This is a genomic window from Natronosalvus caseinilyticus (assembly GCF_017357105.1).
Taxonomy (GTDB): domain Archaea; phylum Halobacteriota; class Halobacteria; order Halobacteriales; family Natrialbaceae; genus Natronosalvus; species Natronosalvus caseinilyticus.
Map to the genome: position 1 here is coordinate 1490152 of NZ_CP071596.1, position 24624 is coordinate 1514775.

Consider the following 24624-nt stretch of genomic DNA (forward strand, 5'->3'; position numbering starts at 1 on the left):
CTAGGGCTTCGCTTCGAAGACCAGACTGGTCGGCGTCTCTGCCGCGCGGCGAAACCGCGTAAACCCGCCCTCGGTGACGACGTCGCGAGTCTGCTCCTCACCCGCCTGGGCGCCGAGACCGTAGCCGACGTCCTGGCTGAGCGAGTTCGGCGTACAGGCCACCGTCGAGATCGAGTACGCGAGGCGACCGAACGGGGTGAGGTTGTCTTCGACTCGATCCTCGGCGTAGGGCTCGACGATCATCCACGCACCGTCGTCGGTGAGCGTCTCTCGGACGTGGGCCGCCACGCCGACGGGATCGCCCATGTCGTGGAAACAGTTGAACATCGTCACGAGGTCGTAGTCAGTTCCGTTGTACTCCCTCGCGGTCGCCACCTCGAAGTCGACGCGATCGGCGACGCCCGCCGCTTCCGCCCGCTCGCGTGCTACCGCTATCGAGGCTTCGTGATAGTCGATGCCGACGACCCTCGAGTCGGGGTACGCTTCGGCCATGCGGATCGTCGGTGCGCCGTGTCCACAGCCAATGTCAGCGATCCGTCCACCCGCTTTCAACGCTGCATCTACCCCGTCGAGCGCCTCGATCCAGTCGAGCAGGAAGGCCCCGTAGGACGGGCCAAAGAAGCGTTCGGTGCCGTGAAACACGTCCTCGTCGTGTTCGTGCCAGCCGATGCCCTCGCCCGTTCGAAACGCCTCGGTAAGGTCGGGTTCGATCTTGGCTACCGACGTGACTAGCTGGAAGGCGCCCGGCATGAATACCGGGCTCTCCCTGTTGGCTAACACGTACGCCTGCTCGGGAGAGAGATCGTAGCGGTCGGTCTCGGGATCGTAGGTCACGTACCCGCCAGCGGCCTGCGAGCGCAGCCATTCGCGGACGTAGCGCTCCGCGGTATCCGTTTTTTCTGCTACCTCGGTGGACGTGAGCGGCCCGGCGTCGTCCAGTGCCGTATAGAGACCAAGTTCGTCGCCGATGACGGCCAGCGCGGCGTGGACCGTCGCGCCGAGATCGACGAGCGACGTCTCCACGAGTTCGTTCAGTTGCTGTTCGTCGATCGGATCTGCTTCTGCTCGGGTTTCTGTTGTCATTGTCTCATTTCCGTCGCTACACGATTTTCAGGTGTTCACTCCGGAGTACCTCGACCGCGTAGTCCTTCCCGTGGACGTCGCGCATGTGCGTTTTCGCTAATTCGATCGTTTCTTCCTCGTTTTCCGACTGAATAATGAACCGGCAATCGCCGACTGCCGATTCACAATCCAGCCTGTGGGCCTGTGCCATTTCTGTACCCCCGGATACACCATCGACCACGACCGGAATAAGTGTAATTAGAACGATATTTCTATTGGAATGCTGATCGAACTGTGGTTCTATAATTAATATGATGTCTTGTCCCGAACCCGATGCAGTATGGGTGCGATCCCCTCGGCACCTCTCGAGGCTCTTTTCGAGGTCCCGATACTGTGCTGTATGCTAACGTGAGGAAACGTCTTTACCGTCGTTCGCGTGGTTTCTGTATGGACTCCTCAATTCCGAGCGAAACAGCGGGATCACCTCAATCCACCGGAGACGAGGCGTTCCAGCTCCTTTCGAACGAGACCAGACTAGCCGTATTACAGGTTCTCTGGGAATCACACGACCCCGCAAACGAGACGCCGATGCGGTTCGCCGAACTTCGCCAACGCATCGGCGTCGAGGATCCCGGCCGTCTCAACTACCACTTGAACAAGCTCACAGGTTACTTCGTCCGGCGAACTGAAGATGGATACGAGCTCAGGGATTCGGGAAAGCGGATCGTCAGAATGCTCCTTTCCGGCACCGCGATCGACGATCCGGAGATCGAACCAGTGGCGGTGGATATCTCGTGTTGGTACTGCGGAGGGAAACCTAAGTGGAGCTACCGGGATGGGTGGCGATACCTGGAATGTACCGACTGCGACGCCCGGTGCGTCGATACCTTCCCGCCCGGCGTCATCAGCAAAAACGAGTTCCCACCGTCGGGGTTACGGAATCGCACGCCGAACGAAATCAACGAAGCCGATCGGATCTGGGGCACGCATCGACGAGCATCCGTAATAGACGGCGTCTGTCCGGAGTGTGCGAGCGATATGCCCGTTACCGCGGTCGATATCTGCGACGACCATCACCCCGATTGGAACGAGTACCAGTTCTGTGAGGGCTGTGGGTCGCTCTTCTGGATGCTCGTCTCGCACGTCTGCGAGGGGTGTAAATATCGGTGGCGGATGCCGACGTTGTTCTACCCGTCGAGACAGCCGGCAGTGACCGCGTTCTATTACGAGCACGGCATCGAGTTCGACCTCGCCACGTACGAACAGCGCGCACTCCTCCTCGACTTCGAGGAGGAACTCCTCTCGGAGGATCCGCTTCGTATCGGCATCTCGATTCCGTTGGAGGACGAAGCGCTGCAGGTGACATACGATGAACGGATGGAGGTGATGGATGTGGATCGGCGGGAGCGAAAACACTGACTCAACGGTTGCCTACTCGACGGTACATTCGCTGGGTGGGGCTCTATGGTACCTGCGCTGTTAGAACGTCTGACCGTGCAGCAGGAGGGTTACGACAATGGACAGCATCAATCCGGCGACGGAGGAGGTGGTCGAAACGTACGACGATCACACTGCGGACGACGTCGATTCCATCCTCGACGAATCGGCGGACGCTATGGACGACTGGGCGGAGACGCCCATCACCGATCGACAGCAATTGCTCGAGCGAGCGGCCGAGATCCTGCGCGATCGCGAGGACGAGTACGCCGAGTTGATCACCCGCGAGATGGGGAAACCCATCTCGGAGTCCCGGGCGGAAGTCGAGAAGTGTGCCTGGGTCTGTGAGTATTACGCCGAACGGGCAGGCGAGTTCCTCGCGGATCGGGTTATCGGGAGCGAACCCCACGCGCGGACGTTCGTCTCCTACGAACCGCTCGGCGCGGTGCTCGCGGTGATGCCCTGGAACTTCCCGTTCTGGCAGGTGTTCCGGTTCGCCGCACCCCACCTCACCGCGGGCAACGTCGGCCTGCTCAAGCACGCCTCGAACGTACCGGGCTGCGCGCTGGCGATCGAGGACGTCTTCCGCGAGGCGGGCTACCCGGAGGGCGTCTTCTCGACGCTGCTGGTCGGCTCCGAGAAGATGGAGGACGTAATCCGGGACGACCGCCTCGACGCGGTGACGCTCACGGGGAGCGAGGGCGCGGGACGTACTGTCGCCGAGCAGGCGGGAAGCGAGCTAAAGAAACACGTCCTCGAACTCGGCGGAAGCGACCCGTTCGTCGTTCTCGACGACGCTAACCTCGAAGCAGCGGCCAAAACCGGCGTTGCGGCGAGGACGATCAACTCCGGCCAGTCGTGCATAGCCGCGAAGCGATTCGTCGTCGTCGACGAGGTTTTCGAGGACTTCCTCGACCGGTTCGTTCGGGAGATGGAGGCGCTCGAGGTGGGCGACCCGACGGACTCCGATACCGAGGTCGGCCCGCAGGCCCGCTCGGACCTCGTGGAGGACCTCCACGAGCAGGTCGAAGCGAGCGTCGACGCCGGCGCCGACCTCGCGTGCGGCGGCGAGCCGATGGACCGAGAGGGCTGGTACTACCCGCCGACGGTGCTCGCGGAACCGCCCGCGAACAGCCCTGCGGCGACCGAGGAGGTGTTCGGCCCGGTCGCGGCGGTGTTCCGCGCCGAGGACGAGGCCGACGCGATCGAGATGGCCAACGACATCCACTACGGACTCGGCGCCTCGATATGGACGGACGACCTCGAGCGCGGCGAGGGACTCGCCCGCGAGATCGACGCCGGCTGCGTGTTCGTCAACGAACTCGTCAAATCCGATCCGCGGGTGCCCTTCGGCGGCGTGAAGGCGTCGGGATACGGCCGGGAACTCGGGAAGGAAGGAATCCACGAGTTCGTCAATCGAAAGACCGTGTGGGTCCAGTCGCCCGGTGACGAAGACGATGTGGTTCCCACGGAGTGATTCCCGTGTCCACTGCATCCAACCTGCTCGTCGCCTGCCTCGAGGCAGAGGGCGTCGAGCACGTCTACGGCCTTCCCGGTGAAGAAATCGAGGACCTCCTGTTCTCGCTCCGGGAGTCGTCGATCACGTTCGTCCCGACCCGCCACGAACAGGGCGCGGCGTTCATGGCCGACGTACACGGTCGATTGACCGGCGAGGCGGGCGTCTGCCTGTCGACGCTCGGGCCCGGTGCGACCAACCTCGTCACCGGGGTCGCGGACGCTCACCTCGACAAGAGCCCGGTCGTCGCGATCACTGGCCAGGGCGGCCTGGAACGGCTCCACAAGGAGAGTCACCAGGCGCTCGAGGTAGTCGACATCTTCGAGCCGATCGTCAAGTGGAACGCTCAGCTGACCGCCCCGGAGATCGTCCCCGAATCGATCCGCAAGGCGTTCAAACTCGCCGAGTACGAGAAGCCGGGGGCGACCCACCTCGAGTTCCCCGAGGACGTCGCCGGCGAATCCATCGACGCCAGTCCGATCCCCCAGCACGATCAGGTGCGTCGACCCGATCCGGATACCGAATCGGCGGCACGAGCGGCCCGGACGATCGAGGCGGCCGAACGGCCGATCCTCCTCGCCGGTAACGGTGCGGTGCGAACCCGTGCCTCCGACCGACTGCGCGCGTTCGTCGATCGCCTCGACATTCCGGTCGTCGCGACGTACATGGGGAAGGGAGCGATCTCCGACCGCAACCCAGCGTCGCTCCTGACGCTCGACTCCGGCCCGGACGAGGAGGCCGCCCGTGCCATCGAACTGGCCGACTGCGTCGTCGCCGTCGGGTACGACATCGCCGAACACGACCCGGCGGCGTGGAACCCCGACCTCGAGACAGCGGTCGTCCACGTCGATCACGAACCAGCCGAGGTGTACCGTCACTACAACCCCGAGGTGGAGATCGTCGCCGACGTCGGCGCGTCCCTCGAGGCGATCGGTGAGCACCTTCCTGCGAGCGCCTGCTCGCTGTGGTGTGCCGACCGACACGACCGGATCATCGAGCACGTTTCAGCGCCGCCGGAGGCGGACGACCCCGTCACCGTCAGGGGTGCACTTCCCCTGCTTCGCGAGGCGATGGCCGACGAAGACGTACTGGTCTCGGACGTGGGGAACCACAAGCTCGCGATCGCACAGAATTTCCCGACCTACGAGCCCAATACCTGCGTCATCTCCAACGGCCTGGCGAGCATGGGTATCGCCGTACCGGGAGCGCTCGCGGCCGACCTCGCCGTGGACGCGAACGTGGTCGCCGCGACTGGCGACGGGGGTTTCCTGATGAACGCAGCAGAGATCGAGACCGCGACGCGCCTCGGCTGTGCGTTCACCATCGTCGTGTTCACCGACGACGATTACGGACTCATCTCCGCACAACAGGTCGACCATCGTGGGGAGTCGACCGGAACGACGCTCTCCAACCCCGACTTCGTCGCCTTCGCCGAGAGCTTCGGGATCGAGGCCCGTCGCCCCGAGACGTGGGACGAGGTCGAACTGGCGTTCGCGCAAGCGGTCCCCTCAGACGACCTGACGCTGATCGAGGTGCGTCTGGACGCGTTACGTCCGGACTGAGTGGGTGATCGTCGCCTGCAAAATTGCTTGAGGCGGCTACTCGAACGCAAATCGAACCGCACTCGAGTCGTCCGGAACCTGCGCGCTCTCCTGGGCGGCGAAGGCCTCGTGGACGAGGGCGTACGTCTCCTCGAGTGCCTCGACGATGACGGTGGTATCGCTCAGGACGGGCATGAAGTTCGTGTCGCCCTGCCATCGCGGGACGACGTGGGTGTGCAGGTGATCGCCGATCGAACCGCCTGCGCCCGCTCCCAGGTTCAGTCCGGCGTTGAATCCGTCCGGCTCGAGGGCGGTCTCGAGGGCGTCGAACGTGCGCTGTTTCAGGCGGGCGTGGTCGAGCAGCTCCTCGTCCGTGAGTTCGGTGTAGTCGCCGGTGTGGCGGTGGGGGATCACCATGACGTGTCCGGGGTTGTACGGGGCGTTGTTCAGCAACACGAAGGCGTGGTCGCTCCGGGCGACGAGACGGTTCTCCCGTTCGTCTTCCCACTCTGGAAGCTCACAGAAGACGCACTCGTCGACGTTCGGATTTTTCTCCTCGCGCCTGATCCACTCGATTCGCCACGGCGCAAAGATCCGGTCCATACGGGTTCCACTCGAGACGAACTGAAAGAGGTGTCGAGAAGAGGTGTGGGCGGTGAGCACGACGAGGACAAATGGGCTCAATTCCGGTATTGTGGCGTGTTGGCCGTTCTCACGGCCCTTGTCGATAATCCAAACTTACATTTCTGTCACTACTTTCAGGAAATCGTGAAATAATCACTGAGCGATGAGTTTGAACTGTCTAAAACCGTCTCGGGCCTGCTTATGGTCTGTATAATCCCCTGCTTGCGGTTTTCTCGACTCAGGATCCGAAATGAAACTGGGTTTTAATACTACTCTAACGGAAGAATCTCTCAATGGCAACGACTGACAGCTCATTTAACGGATTGACCGAATACTGCAAGGAGTGCGACCTGGATACGCTACACGAAGTGAACGTGCAGATCCGCACCGAGAGCCTCAAAAAAGAGAACGCGCAGTTCTCCCGCGAACCCTACCGCGTCACCGAGTGCCAACGCTGCGGAACGCGTTCGAGCCAGCGGATGAACAACGCGTGAACTACCCCTGCCTACTCACTCGCTTGCGCTCGTTCCTTGAGGCAGAGGCTTCCTGCTTCGACGACGAGACTTGCAGACACGGAAACCGAGTCCACAGCGGTCGCAGTCTCCACAGGCGTTGCTTCGGAGTGAACCACCCCTAGTTTCGACAGGCCACGCGATTTCACGTTCAACGCCGCGTTCCAGTCCCTATCCAACTCAAACCCACACGACGGGCACGAGTGTTCTCGAACCCACAACGGCTTCTCGGTTTCGACGCCACACCTGGCACACTCTTTCGTCGTGCCCTGAGCAGGCACTTCCACGTAGTGCGTGCCGTGCTTGTCACAGTGATGTTCGAGAATCCGGCGGAAATCACTCCAGCCCACTTCAGCCTTGTTCCGAGCGTTCCCATCACTTTCCAGCATCGACTTCACGTTCAAGTTCTCGACGAACACGGCGTCGTACTCCGTCGCGTAGAAATGCGCGAGTTTATGCTTGTAATCGCGCTTCTTGTTCGACATGCGGGCGTGAACCTCAGCGACCCGACGCCGTTGTTTCTCCCAGTTGTTTGACTCGTACTGTTTGCGAGAGAGCGAGCGCTGCTCGCGTTCGAGGCGCTCGCGCTCGTCGGCCAAGTCGAGACGGGAGAGAGAGCGTCCGACTGAGTCGTGGATGAAGTTAAGGACTCCAAAGTCGAGTCCAACCGTGTCCACTGCATCGATGTCTTCTGGTTCGGGTTTCTCTGGTTCCTCGGTGCTGATGCAGAACGACGCGTACCACGCTCCCGTAGGTTCTTTCTTCACTGTGATCTCCTTAATCGAGTCGTGCTCTGGGAGGTCTCGGTGAAGACGGATTGGAACGTCGAGCGTTTCTCCGCGGACTTTTTTGAGTCGGAGAATTGCTCGGTCTCTCGGGCCACTCTTCTTGTCGAGTTCGAAGCCCGACTGCCGATACGTGAAACTCCGAAATTCACGCGGTTTCTTCCAGTTCAACGAGCCAACACTGTATCCCTTGGCTTTCAGTTTGCCAAGGTTGTTGATGTTGGTTCGGATGCGTTCGACAGCTTTCTGTAATACGGTAGAGTAGACCTGTTTGAGTTCGGTCCACTGTTGTTTGTGTTGTGGCAGTTTGTCTCGGACTTGCCAGACGCGCTGTCGGAGCGTCCCCTCGTCTTGTGGTATCTTGTTGAATTCATGGAGCGCGTTGTTGTAGACTTGTCGCACAATGTTGCGAGTCCACTCAAGGCTCTCCCGCTGTGTGGTCGAAGGGAAGAGTCGGAATCGTGGACTGTACTCCATGCGACGTATCCCCTGCTAGTTGTTGTGGTTAGTTAACTATTCTGATCATAACCGAGTGTCCCTCTTGCGGGCGCTGTATCCCCGCCCTACTCGCTCGGCTTCGCCTCGCTTCTTGAGGACGGGGGCTTAGCGCCCTCTATTTCAGCTAATCGGCTGGCGTTCGGTGATCACCTCGGTCCCCCATTTCCTTTTCCCTCTCGTTGTGTTCTGCGTACGACCGCTTACCGGTCGGTCACCAGGCGGTTCGAGGCGAGTGTCTCGGGGCTTGACCCCGAGCGGTTCACTGATCGGCCGTCGTGACCTCACACCCGTCTTCGGTGACGATGATGGTGTGTTCTTTCTGACTGACCAGACAGCCCTCGTCCTCCTTGAGCACGGGGTAGCCGTGGACCACGTTCTGGCGCTTGAGTCGGCGAAGCGCCATCTCGGGACGGTCGGTCTCGAGCCAGCGGGTCGCAAACGGCAGCGTGCGGAACTCCTCGGTGATCTGTGCGAGCGCGTCTCGCGCCTGCCGGTTGCGAACCGACGCCTCCCGCTCGAGCGAGTAAATCTCCTCGCTCGAGCCCTCGGTCACCTTCCCGCCGCCGTCGGTCGCGAACGGTTCGATGGCGACGACGTCGCCCACCTCGAGGGTCGTCCCCTGGGAGACGGCCCGGTTGGGGATGTTCGGGCTAGTGTGTTGTTCCCAGTGACCCAGGCCGTGGCCGGTGAGGTTGACCACGGGGTTGTAGCCGTAGCCGTCGATGACCTCCTCGATTTCGGCGCCGATGTCGCCGGTGTTCACGCCGGGTTCGACGAGGTCGAGGGCAGCCTCGAGAGCTTGCTCCGAGGCCTCCGCGAGTTCGGGGTTTCCGGAGAGGTCGACCGTGATGGCGGTGTCGGCGAGCCAGCCGTCGATGTGAACGCCGATGTCGAGGTTGATCATCTCCTCGCCGAAGGTCGACTCGTCGTCGATGGTCGGCGTGCGGTGGGCTGCCTCTTCGTCGATGGAGATGTTGACGGGGAACGCTGGCTGGCCCCCGAGTTCCCTGATGCGGTCTTCGGCGTACTCGGCGACCTCGAGGTGGCTCACGCCGACCTCGACGCGGTCGGCGGCTTCCTGGCGGACCTGGGCGAGGATCGCCCCGGCTTCGCGATGCTTCTCGTACTGTTCGGCCTCGAGGTCGACCGCGCTGTCGCTCATGCCGTGTGCTTGTGCGGGTCGATAAAAAGAGATTGCGTCACGGCTCGACGTGAGTCGACCGCCATCGGACCCGCATTAGCTCGGTGGCGCTCTATGCCGGTGTTCGCCCGCCCCGGACCAGCTTGAGCACGCCCTGGGCGATCATCCCGAGCATCGTCCACTTCCAGGCGAGCGCCGCGAGGACGAGCAGCCCTGCTGCCCTGAGTCGGCGTCCGTTCTTGAACGCCCGTTTCGCCTCCGCGGCGACCGAGACGACCGTCAGCGTTCGAGCCGCTTTCGACCCCAGCAACCGTTTGAGTACCATAGCCGGTCTAGTCCTCGAGGGAGGTTACCTCGCGTGCCAGTATACGCAAGTCTCGAACGTCGTGGGTGGAACGATCACTCCGGGTCGAAACCGCCCACAAGTCGGTCGAGCGCGAAGAGCGCAATCGCCCCGACGACGGTCCAGACGGCGGCCAGGACGACCGTATCGGCCGTCCAGGTGTGCGTCTCGCCGATGTTGTGCAGCGGAGCGGGCGTCGACCCGGCGATGAGGCTCACCAGAAAGAGCAGCGTCGTGTTTCGGTGTCGGTCGAGCGCCGCCCGGACGACACGAGCGACGCTCAGCAGGCCGACCAGCCCGCCAGCGACGAACAGGACTACCGTGGTCCCGGGATCGAGGACGGCCTCGAGCGACCCCCCACCGGCGAGACCGGCGATTCCCGAGAGGAACGCGCTCAGTTCGCCCGAGAGGAAGACGTACTGGCCGAGCAGGATCAGGATGAGCGACCCGGAGACGCCCGGTAAGATCATCGCGCTAATCGCGAGGGCGCCGGCGAAGACGATGGTGATCGCGCCGCTTCCCGGCAACTCGAGGATGTTCGCCGCGATGAGCAGTGCGAGCGATACGCCCGCGATAGCCACGAGTACGTCCGTCCGCGTTCGAACCTGCAGCTCGCGGTAGAGGACGATCGCGGACGCCCCGATGAGCCCCGTGAAGAAGCCAAAGAGGGCGACGGGATGTGATTCCGCAAGCGACGCCACCGCGCTGGCGATGAGCGCGACGGCAGTCACTGCGCCGAGCCCGAGTGGGAGCAAGAAGCCCACGTCTATCTCGAGGAGTGCCTCCCTGGCCGAGTTGCGGTTTCCCGGACGAACGCCGTTGAGCACGGTCCAGATGCGACTCGGCGTGATCGACGTGATCGCCGCGATCAACCGACCGTAGAACCCGAGGAGGAGGGCGATCGTTCCGCCGGAGACGCCGGGGAGGGCGTCCGCCGTTCCCATGCAGAGCCCGTAGGCGTAGATTCGGAACATCGACAGACGCTCGACGAGGCGCTCGTCGACGCTATAGCCCACGTCGCGTCACCCCGAGGGCGCGTGGCGCTCGCCGGACGGTCGTCGAGGCTGACGATTCGCGGGGCCGAGTGGCGTCCATTACAGGTCCGTACCGCGGGGAGCCCCTAAAACGGTTCTACTCGCTACGGTTCCTGCAGGCTGCGATCGTCTGCCATCCGGACCCGGGCGTCGACGCGTCACTCGTTGGCGCCCGAACTCGAGCCGCTTCCGGTCCCCGTATAGTCGCTCCCGATGACCTCGCGCAAACGTTCGGCGGTCACCTCGCCGACGCCGTCGGCTTCCCGCAACTCGTCCTCGCTCGCGATCATCACCGCCTCGACGCTCCCGAAGGTCTCGAGCAACGAGCGAGCGGTCACCGGGCCGACGTCGGCGATCGAGGAGACGACGTACTCCTGTTGTTCGCTCAAAGTCTTCGCCCCCTTCTCCCCGTGGACGGATACCTCCCGGCTCGAGAGCTGTTGTTCCCGCTTGGCGATCGTCGCGAGCAACTCCGTCGTATCGTCCTCGCTCTCGCTCCGGAGGATACTCGCGCCGAAGTCGACCGCCAGGCTCGAGAGCGCCCCGCGGATCGCGTTCGGGTGGACGTCACGTTGTTCGTACAGCCCCTCGCCCTCGACGATGACGACCGGGCGGGAGTAGTGGCGGGCCATCGCCCCCACCTGCTCGAACACCGATCGCTCGCCGCCGACGAGGGAGTCGACGAAGTCCGCGACCGACTTGCGCTCGACGACCACGCGGTCCGAGCAGACGTAGTCGCCGACGTCGAGCGTCTCCAGACGGATTTCGATCTCCTCGCGCCTCGAGAGTTCGCGGGCGATGTTCGCGTCCATCTCGCGCTGGTCGGCGACGATTTCGACCGCGTCACCCTCGGCGCTGGGTTCGTGGGTTTCGACCGTTGCGGCTTCCTCGTCGGTCGCGTCAGGGTCGTCGATGCTGTCCTCGTTGCCATCGCCTATCCCGTCGATCGAGTCCGTCGCGTCGCCGACGAAATCCTGCAGTCCAGGCTGGCTGCTCTTCCCCTGACTCTCACTCGAGGTGTCGCTCTCCGAGGCGGGTTTTCCCCCGCTCGATGCCGCGGACGCCCCGCTCTCGAATGCCTCGAGGGACTGCTGGGCGTCGTCGAGTTCGGCCTCGAGGTCGCTCGCCATCCCTTTGAGTTCTCTGAGTTCGCTCTCCATCTCCTTCTCGCGGCGTCGCGAGATCCAGAAGTACGCTTCGTCGCGGGTGTCCTCGGCCATCAGGACGACGACGCGCCCTTTCGCCTGACGGCCGGTTCGGCCCTTGCGCTGAATCGACCGGATCGCGGTCGGGACGGGTTCGTAAAAGAGTACGAGGTCGACCTCGGGGACGTCCAGCCCCTCCTCGGCGACCGACGTCGAGACGAGCACCTCGAACTCGCCGGCCCGGAACGCGTCGAGCACCTCCTGCTGTTGTTTCTGGGTCATCCCGTCGCTGCCCTCGCGGTCGCCCTGGCCGACGAAGCGCTTCGCGTCGAAACTCGTGTTCAAAAACTCGGTTAGCGCCTCAGCCGTGTCCCTGGATTCGGTGAAGACGATGACGCGCTCGCCGCCCTCGAGTCCCAGGGTCTCGGCTAGGAGCATCCGCGTCTTGCGATATTTGGGGTGGAGTTCGTCGAAGGACTCCGCCCGGCGCATCGCTTCTCGTACTCTCGGATCGCTCACCAGCCGCTGGCTCGCCTTCGAGGCTCCCGAACTGCGGGCCTGGTTGCGCTGGCGCTCGAAGTACCGCCGCAGCGCCTCGACGCTCTGGGTCTCGACGAGGGTGACGGCCTGGCGGAGCTTCATCACCTCCGCGTGGACGGACATGCCCTTGAACCCCTCCGACTGGTCGTTGTTGATCAGTTTCTGTAACTCCGCGCGCATCCGGTTGAGGTCCTTCTGGGACTGGTCGGGCTGGGTTGACCTGGCGACCCCCAATTCTTTGAGCTTCTCGAGGCGTTCCGTGATCACCTCGTTCAGGGCGTCCCTGATCTCGATGACGTCGTCCGGAAGCTGAATGCGTTCCCACTCGACGTCGGTGTCGTGGGTGAACTCCGCGACGTCGGCGTCGTCCTCGGTCATCACCTCGACCTCTCGTAATCCGAGGTTCGCACACACCTCGAGGATGGCCTCCTCGTCTCCGCCGGGGGAGGCACTCATCCCCGTGACGAGGGGGTCCGTGGCGTCGGCGTGGTAGCGCTCGGCGATGTAATTGTAGGCGTAGTCGCCGGTGGCGCGGTGGCACTCGTCGAAGGTACAGTGCGTCACGTCGGCGAGAGAGATGCGAGAGCCCACGAGGTCGTTCTCGATCACCTGCGGCGTCGCCATGATCACGGTCGCCTCGTCCCACAGCGCCGCGCGGTCGTCCGGGCTCACGTCGCCAGTGAAGACGACGATTTCCTCGTCCGGTACCTGAAGAGCTTCGCGGTAGAAATCGGCGTGTTGCTGGACGAGGGGTTTCGTCGGCGCGAGCATCAGGGACTTGCCACCGACCTCGTCGAGGCGTCGGGCGGTCACGAGCAGGCTCACTGTCGTCTTGCCGAGTCCCGTCGGGAGACAGACGAGGGTGTGATCGTTCGCCGCGGTGCCGGCGAGTTTTAGCTGATAGAGGCGTCGCTCGAGAAAGTCCGACTCGAGCAGCGGGTGGTCGATGGAGGGCGTTCCCTCGTCCGTCGCGGCCATTGCCCCCGATTCGAGGCGGGATCGGTTAAGGGTTCTCGTACCGTGGTGAAAGTGAACGGTGCGGTTCCTGACTCGCTCTTTCTTGACGTACTCATTCTAACTGTTTGGCGGGCGTAGGTCAGTTATGGACGAAACGGGAACAGTGGACAGCGCACGTCGCGGCGGATTTTCCCTTCGATCGCTCTCGCGAGGCGACGTCCTCGAGGCCCTGGCGTTCGTGATCGGCGTCAACGTCGTCGGCGGGCTCCCCGCGGTTCTCGGCGGCCCCGATAGCGCCTGGTTCGAGAGCCTCGAGAAACCCGCCTACTACCCGCCCGAACTCGCGTTCCCGGTCGTCTGGACGCTCCTCTTCACCTTGATGGGGGTCGCCGTATGGCTGGTGTGGCGGTCCTCGAGGGACGGCCGACGGCTGGCTCTCGGGCTGTTCGCCGTCCAGCTGGCGTTCAACGTCGCCTGGACGCCAGTGTTCTTCCGGCTCGAGGAAATCGCGGCAGCACTCGTCGTCATCGTCGTCCTCTGGGTTCTCCTCGTCCCGACCATCGCGGCGTTCCGCCGGGTCGACCGCCGAGCGGCGGCGCTGCTGGTGCCGTACCTCGCCTGGGTGACGTTCGCGGCCGTCCTGAACTATGGCATCTGGCGGCTGAACGTCTGAGTCGGCCGGAAATCGAAACCTCCGGAGTACGGCCTGTCGCCTCCAACCTGGCTGGCCTCCTCGCTATCGAGTCAGTTCTGGGTCCCCCTCCCGTCCGCATCGACGGGTGCGTCGTGGGCCTCGGACGCCCGCACTCGATCGGTGGCGTACGCGAGCGCGCGTTCGAACGTCGTCGGTCCGTCGTACGCCGTCTCGAAGAGCGACATGAACCGACGGGCGAGTTCGTCGCACCTGGGGAAGCGAAAGACGTAACGAATCGTCCTCGAGGTGGATTCGAGGCCCGCGTCGGCGGGACCGTCGGCTGACTCGAGTTCGGGATAGGCCGTCGTGGTGATCGCGTACCCCGGCCGGTCGTCCCCATCGATCGAGGCGGGAGCGACTCGGACCCGCAAATCTCCTGATTCGTGGCGGTACGTGACGTAGGCCATCTCGCGGTCGCTCGTCTCCGGTGTGTAGCGTCTGTGGGTCTCGGCGCGCCAGCCGGCTGGCGGGTCCTCGAGGTCCTCTTCGGTCATCGTCCACTGAAACGACGGGCACTGCCACGTTCGTACCGACTCGAGCAATATTACCGGACTAACGTCTTACTTTACGACGAATGTCTGGTACTACTGGCGTAAACGGGGAAATTTGTGTGTGTCTGTCCGGGAGTAACGCGGCGACCCGGACTATCGTTCGTTTGCCCGCGGATACTCCGCCGCGAACACGTCCTCCACCAGCGGTTCGCCGTCGGCGGTGTTCGTCGTGGCGTCGGGTTCCACCGGACTGTCCGCGGCAGGACTCACACTCCCCGTCCGGTAGCCGTGGAGGTCGAGGGTGACGTGATCGAACCCGAGCTCGAGCAGCGGGTCGCGGATCGACTCGACAAACGCCGGGTCGAGGGCGTCCTCGAGTTCGTCCGGATCGATCTCGATGCGGGCGAGGCCGTCGTGGTCGCGCACGCGAAAGCCCTCGAATCCCCACTGACGGACCAGCGCCTCGGCGCGCTCGATGCGCGAGAGGCGGTCCTCGGTGACCGACAGCCCCGTCGGGATTCGCGAGGAGAGACAGGCCATCGACGGCTTGTCGGCCACGGAGAGGTCGTAGTCGTCGGCCAGTTCCCTGACCGCCGACTTCGAGAGGTCGTGCGCGAGCAGCGGCGAGTGGACCTCGAGTTCCTCGACGGCACGAAGGCCGGGTCGGTGGCCGGCGCCGGGGTCGTCCGCGTTGGTCCCGTCACAGACCGTCTCGATGCCGAGTTCGCGGGCCTTCTCGAGCATCCTCCCCAGGCGCATCGTTCGACAGTGGTAACACCGGTCCTCGTCGTTCGCGACGAAGGCGTCGCTGTCGAGTTCCGAAAACTCGACGACTTCGTGGCGGATGCCGATTTCGTCGGCGACGCGTTTCGCGTCCTCGAGTTCCGATTCGGGGAGGGTCTCGCTCTTCGCTGTGCAGGCGACGGCGTCCTCGCCGAGGGCCTCGTGGGCGAGGGCCGCGACCGTACTCGAGTCGACGCCGCCGGAGAAGGCGACCAGGACACCGTCGTGGGTGCGGAGGTCGTCGACGGCGGCTGCGCGTTTTGCCTCGAGGTCGAGGGTCATAGCCCTCGTTTGGCCCCGACGGGCAAAAGCGCGTTGTCACGAACGGAGGTGCGGTTACACGATTTTCGGCTACTGATTGTTTCTTCGATTCGACTACTATTCACGCTCGCCCACTGGATGAACGTCGCGTTCACAATTCCGGCATCTAATTTGAGCAAGGCCGTCTCGAGATGGCAGTAGTCAAACTGGCTTAAAAACGATATGATTAACAGGCGTTGGATCGTGGTATAATCAAATGCCGACTCGAGAACTTCCGGCGGATGCACCGGGCCATTATCGGGAGTCGCATCCACACCCGTACTACATTCCGGAGAAACTCCCTTTTTCCACAGCGATCACTGTAGACGACGAACTCGCGAATCGTATCGCAGACGCGTCCTTTCAACTCGGTCGCCTCGACGGAATCAGTCCAACCGTCGACTTTGCACCGGTCCTCTACACGTCTCTCGTCCGGCTCGAAGCCGTCGAAACCGCTGAGATAGAGGGTGCTGACGTCGACGTGGACGAGGTCTACGCCTACCACACGCGTACCAGTGCAGGCGCAAACGTCGACACGAGCAAAGACCTCCAGGAGGTTCTGAATGCCGAACGTGCACTTCAGGACGGATTCAACGCAATCAAACACGGCGAGTCGATAACGCTCGAACTCCTCCAGTCACTCCACGAGTCGCTCCTCGAGAACGTCCGCAATGAAGGCGAAGCAGTCGGAGAATGGCGAACCACAGACGTTCACATCCCTGCCCCACGTTCTGACAAGCCACCGTTCGTTCCGCCGCCGCATCAGGACGTTCCTGGTCTTATGGACTCTCTCGAGGCGTACATTCAGATGGGCGGCCAACATCACCCACTCGTCGACCTCGCAATTACGCACTACCAGTTCGAGACGATCCATCCCTGTGAGGACGGGAACGGACGGCTTGGCCGTATCCTCATCGTGTTGCAGCTCTGTGCTGCTGGCTACCTGGACGAGCCATACCTCTACCCGAGCGCCTACTTCAATCGCAACAAACAACAATACGTCGAACGGATGCGCGCCGTGAGTGAAAACGGAGAGTGGCGTGACTGGATCGCGTTTTTCATCGAAGGTATCGAAGTACAGGCTCGGAACTCGTACCAGCGGACGGTGAATCTGATGGAGCTTCAACGCGCCTACGAACGACGGTACCCGCACCAAAAAACGAGTCATCGCCTCGCGCGAGGTGTATTCGACATGCCATACTTCACGGCTCGCGAGGTCCAGAATCGGTTCGACGTCAGTCGCCAAACCGCGTACAACGCCATCGAGGAGTTAATATCCGAGGGTGTCCTCGTCGAGACGACCGGGAATCAGCGAAACCAGGAGTACAAAGCAGTCGACGTCTTCGACATCCTCGAGGGAACACCGAACCACTAGCCGAACCGACGGATAGAACTCAGTGCAGACAACTAAACACCAGACTCGTTTCGGCGACACAGCGGGCTTCGAAGCGGTTCGATTCTACAGTCAAACCTCGGGTGGGCAGCTGGGATGCACGACGATGCTACCCGTGGTGAGTCATAAGACATCACCGCGAACCGTCGCTCCCGCCTGCTCGCCTCGCCAGGCGTGGACCGCCTCCGCGGCCTCCTGTGCCTCCGCGTCGTCCATCCCGAGCATCTCGAGTGCACCCGACAGCGGGGGAAACGCCAGTTCGCTGTTTCGCACCTTCTCGAGCGCGTCGTCGCTGCGAACGCCGTCGGACCAGAGACAGACGCCCCGCGGGTCGAGCAACTGCGTGTAGTCCTCGCGCAAACGCGCGCCGCGCAGGCGCTGGGTCACGTTGTCCTCGAAGCGGGCGTTGCAGACCTCGAGGTGAACCGGTTCGTCGTCGGCGAGCAACTGCGCGGCGAGGCACTTCTCGGGGGCGGCGTGGCCGTTCGCGTTGGCCCGGAGGTACTCGGGATGGGCGCGGGCCCACTCGGCTCGAACCGACTTGCCGACGCCCTTGACGCCGTGACTCTCCTCGAACTCGGCTTCCGCCTCGGCTTCGTCGCGCATCAGGATGTCCTTCGTCAGGTAAATGTCGAGTCGGTCGACGGGGTCGAGTCCGAGCGCGAGGTCGCCGTAGATCCACACCTCGCGGACGGGGACCGGCAGTAGTTCCGAGTCGACGGTCTCGAGGATCGCCTCCACCCTGTCGACGGCGTCGTCCCGGCTGAATCCGCTCATGGCTCGAGATTGGGGCGAGTCGGGCAAAACGGTTTTCCTCGACCTACGCCGATCGACGAAGTTCCTCGACCTGCGCCTATCAGCGAACTCGCTCGATCGCCTCCGCAAACACCGGTTTACGCGCGCTTCGACTCGTCGGTCCCGACGTACACCTCCTTCTCGGCCCTCGCGTGACGGGTGCCGTCGGCCGCCACAATGTCGACCGCGTAGGTCCGGGTCGTCGAGGACTCGGTCTCGAGGATCGACTCGATCTCCTCGAGTTCCGCGTCCGGGAGTCGAAACCTGGCGTACAGCGTCTCTTTGCCCGGCTTTTCGAACTCGATCGTCGCGCCTCTGTCCCAAACGACGTAGGAGTCCTCGAGTGCCTGGATGAGCATCATCGCGTAAATCGGATCGATCGCGGCGTAGATGCTTCCTCCGAAGGTCGTCCCGAAGACGTTCTTCGTTCGCCAGCTACGCGGGATCGAGACGCGGACCTCCTGCCAGTCGCTCGCGATGTACCGTACCCGGCCGCCGGCGAGTCGGTAGGCGGGAAACAGGTTAAAGCGATAGCGCGCGAGTTTCGTCCGGAGGGATTCGGGCATTGCGTACGTCGCTCATCTCGAGGGGGCAACGTAGCGGCTTCGATCCTGGCGTGTGGACTGTTGGCTTCCACCCCGAACCCGCCGACGGACAGCGTACGCTTTTGTCACTTCCCGACGAATGGACAGCCGAGATGCGCCATCGAATCTTCAACGACGAGGGCGAGGAGGACCTCGTCTTCGTCATGGGCTTTGGGAATCGCTGGACTCACGAGAACGTCAGCTGGCTCGTCGGGACGCTCGCCAACGCCGGCTACCGCGTCCACGCGTTCGAACTCCCGACGAACATCGACGACTTCAAAGCCGACTGGCTCGAGCCCGTCGCCGAGTACGTCGTCGACCTCGAGGACTATCAACTACTGGCTCACAGCGCGGGCTCGCTCGTCGCCCAGGCGCTCGACGGCGCGGACAACCACGTCTACCTGAGTCCGTGGTGGGGATACAACGAGCGGGTTCCCGACCCGGTCCTCGACCTCCTCTCTCAAATTCCGACGAGCGCGCCGTTTCTCCCGCGCGGCGAGACCGACAGGTCGGCCATCGGCGACCTCGCGACGGACCACCAGCTCGCGACGGGCCCGAAGTGGGTCTCGCCATCGTTCGTCCGGGAGACGCGGCGCGCCCAGGGTGATCTCCTGGCGATCGACCACGACGCCGTCGTCTTCTGTTCGCTCAAAGACCCCATCATCGACCACCAGCCCATCGGCGAGCGGGTGCCGCCCGAACACGTGGTCCTCTACGACGGCGGCCACGAACTGTTCTCCTCGAGCGTGCGCGACCAGTACGTCGGCCTCCTGCTGACCGCGCTCGAGGGTGGGGCCGACGCGATCGAAGCGGCCCACGGGATCTACACGCTCGAGGCGTCGGACGACCGTGGCGACGCCGTCGACGCCGACGCTGGTGCTGACGCCGACTCTGACGCGGGGGACGAAGCCGACGCCGTCGACGCGACGAACTAGACGTTGCAGCCAGCCAGGAGCGGCCAGTTCCAGCCATCCAGGAACGACCGCTTACAGCCGGCGAGGAGCGAAACGCGTTTCCCCCCGAACCCGCTACCTCGAGTCGATGAACTGCAACCGGTGTGACGCCGAGGCGGTGATGCACGCCGCCTACTCGGGGGCGCACCTCTGTGAAGACCACTTCCTCGAGTCCGTCGACAAGCGGGTTCGGCGTCGGATTCGCCGCGACGACCTGGTCCCGCGAGACGCCAGTCCCGAGAACCCCCAGACGTGGGTAATCGGCCTCTCGGGCGGGAAGGACAGCGTCGTCTTAACCCAGATCCTCTCGGAGACCTTCGCCGAAGACCCCCGGATCGAACTCGTCTGTCTCACGATCCACGAGGGCATCGAGGGCTACCGCGACGAGAGCCTGGCGGCCTGCCTCGAGTTGACCGAGGACCTCGACATCCGTCACGAGGTGGTGAGCTACGAGGAGGAGTTCGACGTCCGCATGGACCACGTCGTCGAAGACGACCCCGAAAACATGGCCGCCTGCGCCTACTGCGGCGTCTTCCGACGCGACCTCCTCGAGAAGTACGCCGACCGCTTCGGCGCTGACCTCATGCTCACCGGTCACAACCTCGACGACGAGGCCCAGACGGCCCTGATGAACTTCCTCGAGGGCGACGTCTCCCAGATCGCCAAGCACTTCGACGCGAGTCTCGGCCCGCTCGACGAACGCCGGGAGCAGGACAACTTCGTTCCCCGGGCTAAACCCCTCCGGGACGTCCCCGAGAAGGAGGTAGCTCTCTACGCTCACCTCCGGGACCTGCCCGCCCACATCACCGAGTGTCCCCACTCGAGCGAGGCCTACCGCGGCGAGATCCAGCGACTGCTCTACGGCCTCGAGGAAGATCACCCCGGAACGCGCCACTCCATCCTCTCGGGCTACGAGGAACTCGCCGGCATCGTCGCCGATCGCTACGACGAAGACGGCGACGACGCCGACCTCCAGGCGTGTACCGAGTGCGGCTCGACGACGACGCGGGAGGTCTGTCGGAAGTGCTCGTTGCTCGAGTCGATCCACGCGGTTTGAGTTTTCTCGAGAACGCTCTCGACGTATTACGTCGTCGTACTCGCTAGTTCCCGTTTTCGCGCTCGTCAGTGACGTCTCGAGAACGGCCGGCGGTGATCACGAAACCCACGTGTAGGTAGGGTCTCGCCGAGCGTCGCCACTCGAGGGCGTGAAAGCGTCGGTCGGCCAAAGTGGTGTGTCTGGTGTGGTGTTCTGCGGCGGCGGTGTGTCAGGGCCGCCGCAGGTGACCGACCGATGGTGTGTCGTGATTCGCGGTCGCGATTGCGTTAGTGTGTCAGTCGCGATTGGTGTGTCGTTTCGGCTCGAACGATCGAACGTCTGAACGGCTAGCCCCGCGTTAGCGGATGACGTCGACGCCGTTGTTCCGCTCAACCTGGTCGCGGCCGCCGTCGCTCTGAGCACCGAAGCTCGAACGCGAGCCCGAGTGGGAGTGCGAACTCGAGCGACGCCCGCCCGAACCCCGCTCCTGTGTCTGCGAGACGTTCTGACTCGCGTCGAAGTCCGCCTCGGTCACGCCCTCGAGGCTGGCGCGGGATTTGTCGGCCTGTTTCTGGGTACTCGGGCCGAGCACCTGCGCGCTCTGGACGCCGGTCATGATCGCCATGACCCGCACCTTGCCCTTGTAGCTCTCCTGGATCCGGGCGCCCCAGATCACGTTCGCCGAGGCCTCGAGGCGCTCGGTGATGTTGTCGGCGATTCCCTCGGCCTCCTTCAGCGTGAGGTCGGGGCCGCCAGTGATGTGGACCAGTCCGCCGGAGGCGCCGCGATAGTCGACGTCCAACAGCGGGTGGTTCATCGCGTCGCGGACGACCTCCTCGGTCTTGTTCTTGTCCTGGGTCTCCCCCACGAGCATCACCGCGACGCCGCCCTGGTTCATGATCGTGGACATGTCCGCGTAGTCCAGGTTGATCAGGCTCGGCTGGGTGATCGTCTCGGAGATGCCCTTGACGGTCTCGGCGATGATCTGGTCCATCACCGAGAACGCCTTGCCGATCGGCAGATTCGGGACGTAATCGAGCAGCCGGTTGTTGTCCAGGACGATGATCGAGTCGGCCTGCTCGCGCAGCTTCTCGAGACCTTCCTCGGCCTTGACCGTGCGGGCGCGTTCGACGTTGAACGGCGTCGAGACCATCCCGACGACGATGGCGCCCTGCTCTTTGGCGATCTTCGAGGCGACGGGAGCGGCACCGGTGCCGGTACCGCCACCCATGCCGGCCGTGACGAAAACGAGGTCCGCGTCGCCGAGGACCTCCTTGATCGTACCCTGGGCCATCTCGGTGGCACGCTCGCCCATCGAGGGGTCGCCGCCGGCACCCAGTCCGTTCGTGAGCGACTTGCCCACGAGGATCTTGGTGTCGGCCTCGATCATCTTCAGGTGTTGCTTGTCGGTGTTGATCGCGATCGTTTCCGCGCCTTCGACACCGATGTTGTACAGCCGGTTGATTGTGTTGTTGCCGGCTCCACCGCACCCGATGATGACGATTCGGGGCTCCCCGAACTCGTCGTCGTCGAGGGAGCCGTCCATGTTCTTGGCCTCTTCCTCAGCGTTTTCGAGGGCGTCTTGCACGATGTCCTGCATCGTTACACCTTCGCCCAGCCGCGTTTACCCGGCTGTTCGTGGCGACCCTCGTACTGGTCGTTGATCATCTCTCGTACGGCCGAACGGATAGCTTCGCTCCGGTTTGGAAACTCCCCCGTCTCGACCAGCTGTTCGACTTCTTCGATCTGCTGTTTCGGTATTCGCAGTGTCACACGCTCCATTATTGTATTCCCCGTATTGGGTAAGACGGTGCGCGCCCCTGTCAGACGCGGCGTGTCTTACACGTCGAATCGACCGACTGCGGCCGATTTCCGGGTGGCGTCCACCCGCTGTAAGACAACCGTCTTACGCGACTGTAGCCAACAGGCTGGTAGGTATTAAAACTATCGGCGTCGGTGACCGTCTGTGTCTTACGACTGAATCGTTTGTATGACAGTCACGACTGATTCGACTCGAGCACGTCCGCTGCCGGCGTTCGACGCCCACAGCTCGGGCAGAACGCCCAATCCGATCGCACCTCGTCCCCGCAGTCACAGAAGACGCGGTGAGTCGCCTTCTCGCCGCAGTTGGGACAGAAGACGTGTTCGGACTCGAGTCCCGTCCCACACTGGCCACAGGCGTGCGCGCCTCGAGCGGGACGGTCCTCGACCGAACGCGCCGGTTGGTCTCGCGCCGATCCGGTTGAGGTGCTCGAGTGGTCGGCCGCGTGCGTTTCGCCATCCACTGCCGGGGTGGCAGATTCGGTCTCGCGTGCGCGCGTCGCCTCGACACCCTCGAGCGCGATGGAGACGTTGACGTCCTGGCCGCTCGATGTGTGACGAGCGGACAATCGTTGTTCGAGCAGGGAGTCGATCCGTTCCTCGAGCAAGGCGTCGAGGCTGTCGTCCGGAGCGGCGGTACGAGCGTCGTCGGTCGGACGGGCGTCGACACCGTCTGTCGGCCGCTCGTCCAGGTACGCTCGGAGTGCCTCGCGCATGACCTCGCTCTTCGAGGCGTCGAAGGCCTCGAGTTCGGCGACGAGGTCGTCGTCCGCGCGGAACGTGATCTTTCCCATGGTCGATTCAGTTACCGACCATATTATAACTTATCCTATATGAAACTTCCCACGCGTCCGACAGTGTCACACACGGTGCGAATAATAACCCTTATACCGCCTTCGTCTGCTACGTACGAGTGACCGCTCTTAGCTCAGCCTGGTAGAGCAGTCGACTGTAGATCGACTTGCCCCCCGTTCAAATCGGGGAGAGCGGACTCGTTTTCTTCGTCGAACGGATCACGTTCGACCGACAGGAGCGATTTCGATACCACGTCGTGTCCACGGCGAGTCGTCGATCCTGAAAGTGACTGCTCGAGTGCTCTCCCACGTGTCCAGATGCTACGCTTTTCAGATGGACGTTTACGGGCGATCAGGAGGGGCGAAGCTGCACGAGCGCGTCGTCGTGCTCGAGCGGGAACGGCTCGTCGGCCGCCCCGTCGCGGTTCGAGGTTCCGAGGAGGACGCTCCCGTCCGGGGCCTGCGTGACGGCGCGGATTCGTCCGAACTCGTCCTCGAGGAGATGGTGGGCGGTCACGGAGTAGGCGTCGTCGAGCCACGGCGCGTCGAACTGCTGTGCGTCGTCGCTTTTAGGCGAATCTTCGTCGTCCGCGTCGGACGACCGGAGCGAGAGGACGGCGAGGGATTGACGTTGCAACGTCCCGACTAGGAGGCAATCGCGCCACGCGGGAATGGCGTCGCCGGTGTACCGAATACACGCGCTGGGAGCCCACGTGTCGTCCGACCCGGTGTTGACGAGCGGCGGCGCGATGTCCTCGCGGGCGTCGTAAGACTCGTACTCGGGGTCGTCGGGACCGCCCTGGACGTCCGGCCAGCCGTAGTTCGCGCCGGGTCGAAGGACAGTTACCTCGTCGCGGCCGTCCGGTCCGTGATCGACGCAAACGGGCGTCCCATCGGCGAGCCAGGCGATTCCCTGCGGGTTACGGTGACCGTATGAGAACACCCGGGGGTCGGCGCCGTCGATGTCGGGATTGTCCGGCGAAGCCTCGCCGGCCGGGGTGAGTCTGAGGACCGTCCCCCCGAGGCTCCCGGGGTCCTGCGCGGGCGTTTTGTCGGCGGTCCCGGCCGTGACCCAGAGCGCTCCATTGGGACCGAACGTGATCTCGCCGCCAATCGTGTGGTCCCCGACGATGCCCTCGAGGAGCACCTCGTGGGTCGCCTCCGGATCGCTCGCCTCGGCGTCGAATCGCCCGACGCGATTCTCCCCGCCCACGTTGTAATACAGGTAGACGTACGCGGGATCCGGGTAGGACGGGTGGATGGCGATCCCCTGGATCGACTCGCCCGGCCACTCCTGACGCCGCTCGTCAGGAACGTCGCCCGCCCGTATCGGATCGCCGGCTGCCTCGAGCAGCGTCTCCGCGTCCAGGCGCAGCAATCGTCCCGCGCGTTCGGAGACGAAGACCTCGCCGGTGGGCGTAAACGCGATCTCCCAGGGGACCTCGAGGCCGACGAGCAACGGCGTGGCGTCGACGTCGGCCTCGAGCGGTGACTCGGCTGATTCGTCGCTGGAATCGTTCGAGGGTCCGGTTTCGGCGGGTTCGTCTCCATCGCGCTCTCGCTCCCCACCTCCATCCCCGTCCGGTTGTAATTCGGTGGCGCTGTCGGGCATCGAACAGCCGCCAAGCACGGCGCTCGCGGCCGCAGTCGCGGTGAGCAGGCGGCGACGGGAGGGCCGATTGGGCCAATCGGGCATTTCGTGACCGTTCGTTTTCGAGATAAATAGCTCCGGCGAGAGCGAGGGCGAAGGCGACGAGGACGAGGGTAAGGGTGAGGGTGTCACGACCTCGAGGACGGGTCCGAGGTGACCGAAAGCGGACCGCCGGATTGGACGGTGAACTCCCG

Annotated in this window: 24 protein-coding genes and 1 tRNA gene; 9 read left to right on the forward strand and 16 right to left on the reverse strand. The window is 63.6% G+C overall.

Annotated elements, in window-relative coordinates; translation table 11 throughout:
- Both J1N60_RS07220 and J1N60_RS07225 read right to left on the reverse strand, forming a co-directional pair.
- Positions 1 to 1083, reverse strand: coding sequence for a class I SAM-dependent methyltransferase (locus tag J1N60_RS07220; protein WP_312911865.1), 1083 nt, complete (start codon positions 1081 to 1083; stop codon positions 1 to 3).
- 16 nt (positions 1084 to 1099) lie between these two features.
- Complete coding sequence (locus J1N60_RS07225) at positions 1100 to 1273, reverse strand: DUF1059 domain-containing protein (protein ID WP_312911867.1); 174 nt, start codon at positions 1271 to 1273, stop codon at positions 1100 to 1102.
- Between the two features lie 236 nt (positions 1274 to 1509).
- Here J1N60_RS07225 and J1N60_RS07230 point away from each other — a divergent pair, with 236 nt between their 5' ends.
- From J1N60_RS07230 to J1N60_RS07240, 3 genes are all read left to right on the forward strand, one after another.
- Positions 1510 to 2481, forward strand: coding sequence for a DUF7351 domain-containing protein (locus tag J1N60_RS07230; RefSeq protein ID WP_312911869.1), 972 nt, complete (start codon positions 1510 to 1512; stop codon positions 2479 to 2481).
- 97 nt (positions 2482 to 2578) lie between these two features.
- On the forward strand, positions 2579 to 3976 hold the full coding sequence (locus J1N60_RS07235) for an NAD-dependent succinate-semialdehyde dehydrogenase (protein WP_312911871.1): 1398 nt from the start codon (positions 2579 to 2581) through the stop codon (positions 3974 to 3976).
- Between the two features lie 5 nt (positions 3977 to 3981).
- Positions 3982 to 5577 (forward strand): acetolactate synthase large subunit, encoded by a 1596-nt coding sequence (locus J1N60_RS07240; RefSeq protein ID WP_312911873.1) that lies wholly within the window; start codon positions 3982 to 3984, stop codon positions 5575 to 5577.
- A gap of 36 nt (positions 5578 to 5613) precedes the next feature.
- Here J1N60_RS07240 and J1N60_RS07245 read toward each other — a convergent pair whose 3' ends face one another.
- Complete coding sequence (locus J1N60_RS07245; RefSeq protein ID WP_312911875.1) at positions 5614 to 6159, reverse strand: HIT family protein; 546 nt, start codon at positions 6157 to 6159, stop codon at positions 5614 to 5616.
- Positions 6160 to 6473: 314 nt separating this feature from the next.
- Here J1N60_RS07245 and J1N60_RS07250 point away from each other — a divergent pair, with 314 nt between their 5' ends.
- Entirely contained in the window at positions 6474 to 6674 is a 201-nt protein-coding gene (locus tag J1N60_RS07250; protein WP_254159655.1) for a DUF7835 family putative zinc beta-ribbon protein, read from the forward strand.
- Positions 6675 to 6685: 11 nt separating this feature from the next.
- On the opposite strand, the gene J1N60_RS07255 is transcribed toward J1N60_RS07250, so the two are convergent.
- From J1N60_RS07255 to J1N60_RS07275, 5 genes are all read right to left on the reverse strand, one after another.
- Positions 6686 to 7954, reverse strand: coding sequence for an RNA-guided endonuclease InsQ/TnpB family protein (locus tag J1N60_RS07255; protein ID WP_312911878.1), 1269 nt, complete (start codon positions 7952 to 7954; stop codon positions 6686 to 6688).
- Between the two features lie 280 nt (positions 7955 to 8234).
- Positions 8235 to 9137 carry a type II methionyl aminopeptidase gene (gene map / locus J1N60_RS07260; RefSeq protein WP_312911880.1) on the reverse strand — a complete coding sequence of 301 codons (903 nt, stop codon included), beginning with the start codon at positions 9135 to 9137 and terminating at the stop codon, positions 8235 to 8237.
- Positions 9138 to 9228: 91 nt separating this feature from the next.
- Complete coding sequence (locus J1N60_RS07265) at positions 9229 to 9441, reverse strand: hypothetical protein (protein WP_312911882.1); 213 nt, start codon at positions 9439 to 9441, stop codon at positions 9229 to 9231.
- A gap of 74 nt (positions 9442 to 9515) precedes the next feature.
- Entirely contained in the window at positions 9516 to 10475 is a 960-nt protein-coding gene (locus tag J1N60_RS07270; protein ID WP_312911884.1) for a DUF368 domain-containing protein, read from the reverse strand.
- A 176-nt stretch (positions 10476 to 10651) separates the two neighbouring features.
- Positions 10652 to 13156 carry a DEAD/DEAH box helicase gene (locus J1N60_RS07275; protein ID WP_312911886.1) on the reverse strand — a complete coding sequence of 835 codons (2505 nt, stop codon included), beginning with the start codon at positions 13154 to 13156 and terminating at the stop codon, positions 10652 to 10654.
- A 124-nt stretch (positions 13157 to 13280) separates the two neighbouring features.
- Between J1N60_RS07275 and J1N60_RS07280 the strand changes: the two genes are divergently transcribed.
- Positions 13281 to 13808 carry a TspO/MBR family protein gene (locus J1N60_RS07280; protein ID WP_312911887.1) on the forward strand — a complete coding sequence of 176 codons (528 nt, stop codon included), beginning with the start codon at positions 13281 to 13283 and terminating at the stop codon, positions 13806 to 13808.
- 71 nt (positions 13809 to 13879) lie between these two features.
- On the opposite strand, the gene J1N60_RS07285 is transcribed toward J1N60_RS07280, so the two are convergent.
- Together J1N60_RS07285 and larE are read right to left on the reverse strand one after the other, a co-directional pair.
- Positions 13880 to 14323, reverse strand: a complete 444-nt coding sequence (locus tag J1N60_RS07285) for a hypothetical protein (RefSeq protein ID WP_312911889.1) — start codon at positions 14321 to 14323, stop codon at positions 13880 to 13882.
- A 150-nt stretch (positions 14324 to 14473) separates the two neighbouring features.
- Entirely contained in the window at positions 14474 to 15385 is a 912-nt protein-coding gene (larE, locus tag J1N60_RS07290; protein ID WP_312911891.1) for an ATP-dependent sacrificial sulfur transferase LarE, read from the reverse strand.
- Between the two features lie 235 nt (positions 15386 to 15620).
- Between larE and J1N60_RS07295 the strand changes: the two genes are divergently transcribed.
- Positions 15621 to 16778, forward strand: coding sequence for a Fic family protein (locus J1N60_RS07295; protein WP_312911892.1), 1158 nt, complete (start codon positions 15621 to 15623; stop codon positions 16776 to 16778).
- Positions 16779 to 16919: 141 nt separating this feature from the next.
- On the opposite strand, the gene J1N60_RS07300 is transcribed toward J1N60_RS07295, so the two are convergent.
- Both J1N60_RS07300 and J1N60_RS07305 read right to left on the reverse strand, forming a co-directional pair.
- Complete coding sequence (locus J1N60_RS07300) at positions 16920 to 17573, reverse strand: DUF7095 family protein (protein ID WP_312911893.1); 654 nt, start codon at positions 17571 to 17573, stop codon at positions 16920 to 16922.
- A 116-nt stretch (positions 17574 to 17689) separates the two neighbouring features.
- Positions 17690 to 18157, reverse strand: coding sequence for a DUF4442 domain-containing protein (locus tag J1N60_RS07305; protein ID WP_312911894.1), 468 nt, complete (start codon positions 18155 to 18157; stop codon positions 17690 to 17692).
- Between the two features lie 131 nt (positions 18158 to 18288).
- Between J1N60_RS07305 and J1N60_RS07310 the strand changes: the two genes are divergently transcribed.
- Both J1N60_RS07310 and ncsA read left to right on the forward strand, forming a co-directional pair.
- The gene (locus J1N60_RS07310; protein ID WP_312911895.1) at positions 18289 to 19110 is read left to right on the forward strand and encodes an alpha/beta hydrolase; all 822 of its coding nucleotides are present in this window, start codon (positions 18289 to 18291) and stop codon (positions 19108 to 19110) included.
- A 106-nt stretch (positions 19111 to 19216) separates the two neighbouring features.
- On the forward strand, positions 19217 to 20185 hold the full coding sequence (gene ncsA / locus J1N60_RS07315) for a tRNA 2-thiolation protein NcsA (protein WP_312911896.1): 969 nt from the start codon (positions 19217 to 19219) through the stop codon (positions 20183 to 20185).
- Positions 20186 to 20522: 337 nt separating this feature from the next.
- Here the strand turns inward: ncsA and ftsZ are convergent, their stop codons facing one another.
- From ftsZ to J1N60_RS07330, 3 genes are all read right to left on the reverse strand, one after another.
- The gene (gene ftsZ / locus J1N60_RS07320) at positions 20523 to 21764 is read right to left on the reverse strand and encodes a cell division protein FtsZ (RefSeq protein ID WP_312911897.1); all 1242 of its coding nucleotides are present in this window, start codon (positions 21762 to 21764) and stop codon (positions 20523 to 20525) included.
- Positions 21765 to 21766: 2 nt separating this feature from the next.
- On the reverse strand, positions 21767 to 21946 hold the full coding sequence (locus tag J1N60_RS07325; RefSeq protein WP_253433115.1) for a ribbon-helix-helix domain-containing protein: 180 nt from the start codon (positions 21944 to 21946) through the stop codon (positions 21767 to 21769).
- Positions 21947 to 22161: 215 nt separating this feature from the next.
- Positions 22162 to 22779 carry a double zinc ribbon domain-containing protein gene (locus J1N60_RS07330; protein ID WP_312911898.1) on the reverse strand — a complete coding sequence of 206 codons (618 nt, stop codon included), beginning with the start codon at positions 22777 to 22779 and terminating at the stop codon, positions 22162 to 22164.
- A gap of 123 nt (positions 22780 to 22902) precedes the next feature.
- Between J1N60_RS07330 and J1N60_RS07335 the strand changes: the two genes are divergently transcribed.
- Positions 22903 to 22976 (forward strand) — tRNA-Tyr (locus J1N60_RS07335).
- 155 nt (positions 22977 to 23131) lie between these two features.
- On the opposite strand, the gene J1N60_RS07340 is transcribed toward J1N60_RS07335, so the two are convergent.
- Positions 23132 to 24475, reverse strand: coding sequence for a PQQ-dependent sugar dehydrogenase (locus tag J1N60_RS07340; RefSeq protein ID WP_312911900.1), 1344 nt, complete (start codon positions 24473 to 24475; stop codon positions 23132 to 23134).
- Between the last annotated feature and the right edge of the window lie 149 nt (positions 24476 to 24624).

What these genes read in the sequence shown, in the direction of transcription:
- ftsZ (WP_312911897.1), bottom strand. Translation starts at nt 21,764, where the DNA reads ATGCAGGACATCGTGCAAGACGCCCTCGAAAACGCTGAGGAAGAGGCC.
- J1N60_RS07300 (WP_312911893.1), bottom strand. Translation starts at nt 17,573, where the DNA reads ATGAGCGGATTCAGCCGGGACGACGCCGTCGACAGGGTGGAGGCGATC.
- J1N60_RS07280 (WP_312911887.1), top strand. Translation starts at nt 13,281, where the DNA reads ATGGACGAAACGGGAACAGTGGACAGCGCACGTCGCGGCGGATTTTCC.
- J1N60_RS07265 (WP_312911882.1), bottom strand. Translation starts at nt 9,441, where the DNA reads ATGGTACTCAAACGGTTGCTGGGGTCGAAAGCGGCTCGAACGCTGACG.
- J1N60_RS07225 (WP_312911867.1), bottom strand. Translation starts at nt 1,273, where the DNA reads ATGGCACAGGCCCACAGGCTGGATTGTGAATCGGCAGTCGGCGATTGC.
- J1N60_RS07220 (WP_312911865.1), bottom strand. Translation starts at nt 1,083, where the DNA reads ATGACAACAGAAACCCGAGCAGAAGCAGATCCGATCGACGAACAGCAA.
- J1N60_RS07305 (WP_312911894.1), bottom strand. Translation starts at nt 18,157, where the DNA reads ATGCCCGAATCCCTCCGGACGAAACTCGCGCGCTATCGCTTTAACCTG.
- map (WP_312911880.1), bottom strand. Translation starts at nt 9,137, where the DNA reads ATGAGCGACAGCGCGGTCGACCTCGAGGCCGAACAGTACGAGAAGCAT.
- J1N60_RS07255 (WP_312911878.1), bottom strand. Translation starts at nt 7,954, where the DNA reads ATGGAGTACAGTCCACGATTCCGACTCTTCCCTTCGACCACACAGCGG.
- J1N60_RS07275 (WP_312911886.1), bottom strand. Translation starts at nt 13,156, where the DNA reads ATGGCCGCGACGGACGAGGGAACGCCCTCCATCGACCACCCGCTGCTC.
- J1N60_RS07325 (WP_253433115.1), bottom strand. Translation starts at nt 21,946, where the DNA reads ATGGAGCGTGTGACACTGCGAATACCGAAACAGCAGATCGAAGAAGTC.
- J1N60_RS07340 (WP_312911900.1), bottom strand. Translation starts at nt 24,475, where the DNA reads ATGCCCGATTGGCCCAATCGGCCCTCCCGTCGCCGCCTGCTCACCGCG.
- J1N60_RS07295 (WP_312911892.1), top strand. Translation starts at nt 15,621, where the DNA reads ATGCCGACTCGAGAACTTCCGGCGGATGCACCGGGCCATTATCGGGAG.
- J1N60_RS07330 (WP_312911898.1), bottom strand. Translation starts at nt 22,779, where the DNA reads ATGGGAAAGATCACGTTCCGCGCGGACGACGACCTCGTCGCCGAACTC.
- J1N60_RS07230 (WP_312911869.1), top strand. Translation starts at nt 1,510, where the DNA reads ATGGACTCCTCAATTCCGAGCGAAACAGCGGGATCACCTCAATCCACC.
- J1N60_RS07310 (WP_312911895.1), top strand. Translation starts at nt 18,289, where the DNA reads ATGCGCCATCGAATCTTCAACGACGAGGGCGAGGAGGACCTCGTCTTC.
- larE (WP_312911891.1), bottom strand. Translation starts at nt 15,385, where the DNA reads ATGACCCTCGACCTCGAGGCAAAACGCGCAGCCGCCGTCGACGACCTC.
- J1N60_RS07235 (WP_312911871.1), top strand. Translation starts at nt 2,579, where the DNA reads ATGGACAGCATCAATCCGGCGACGGAGGAGGTGGTCGAAACGTACGAC.
- J1N60_RS07245 (WP_312911875.1), bottom strand. Translation starts at nt 6,159, where the DNA reads ATGGACCGGATCTTTGCGCCGTGGCGAATCGAGTGGATCAGGCGCGAG.
- ncsA (WP_312911896.1), top strand. Translation starts at nt 19,217, where the DNA reads ATGAACTGCAACCGGTGTGACGCCGAGGCGGTGATGCACGCCGCCTAC.
- J1N60_RS07285 (WP_312911889.1), bottom strand. Translation starts at nt 14,323, where the DNA reads ATGACCGAAGAGGACCTCGAGGACCCGCCAGCCGGCTGGCGCGCCGAG.
- J1N60_RS07250 (WP_254159655.1), top strand. Translation starts at nt 6,474, where the DNA reads ATGGCAACGACTGACAGCTCATTTAACGGATTGACCGAATACTGCAAG.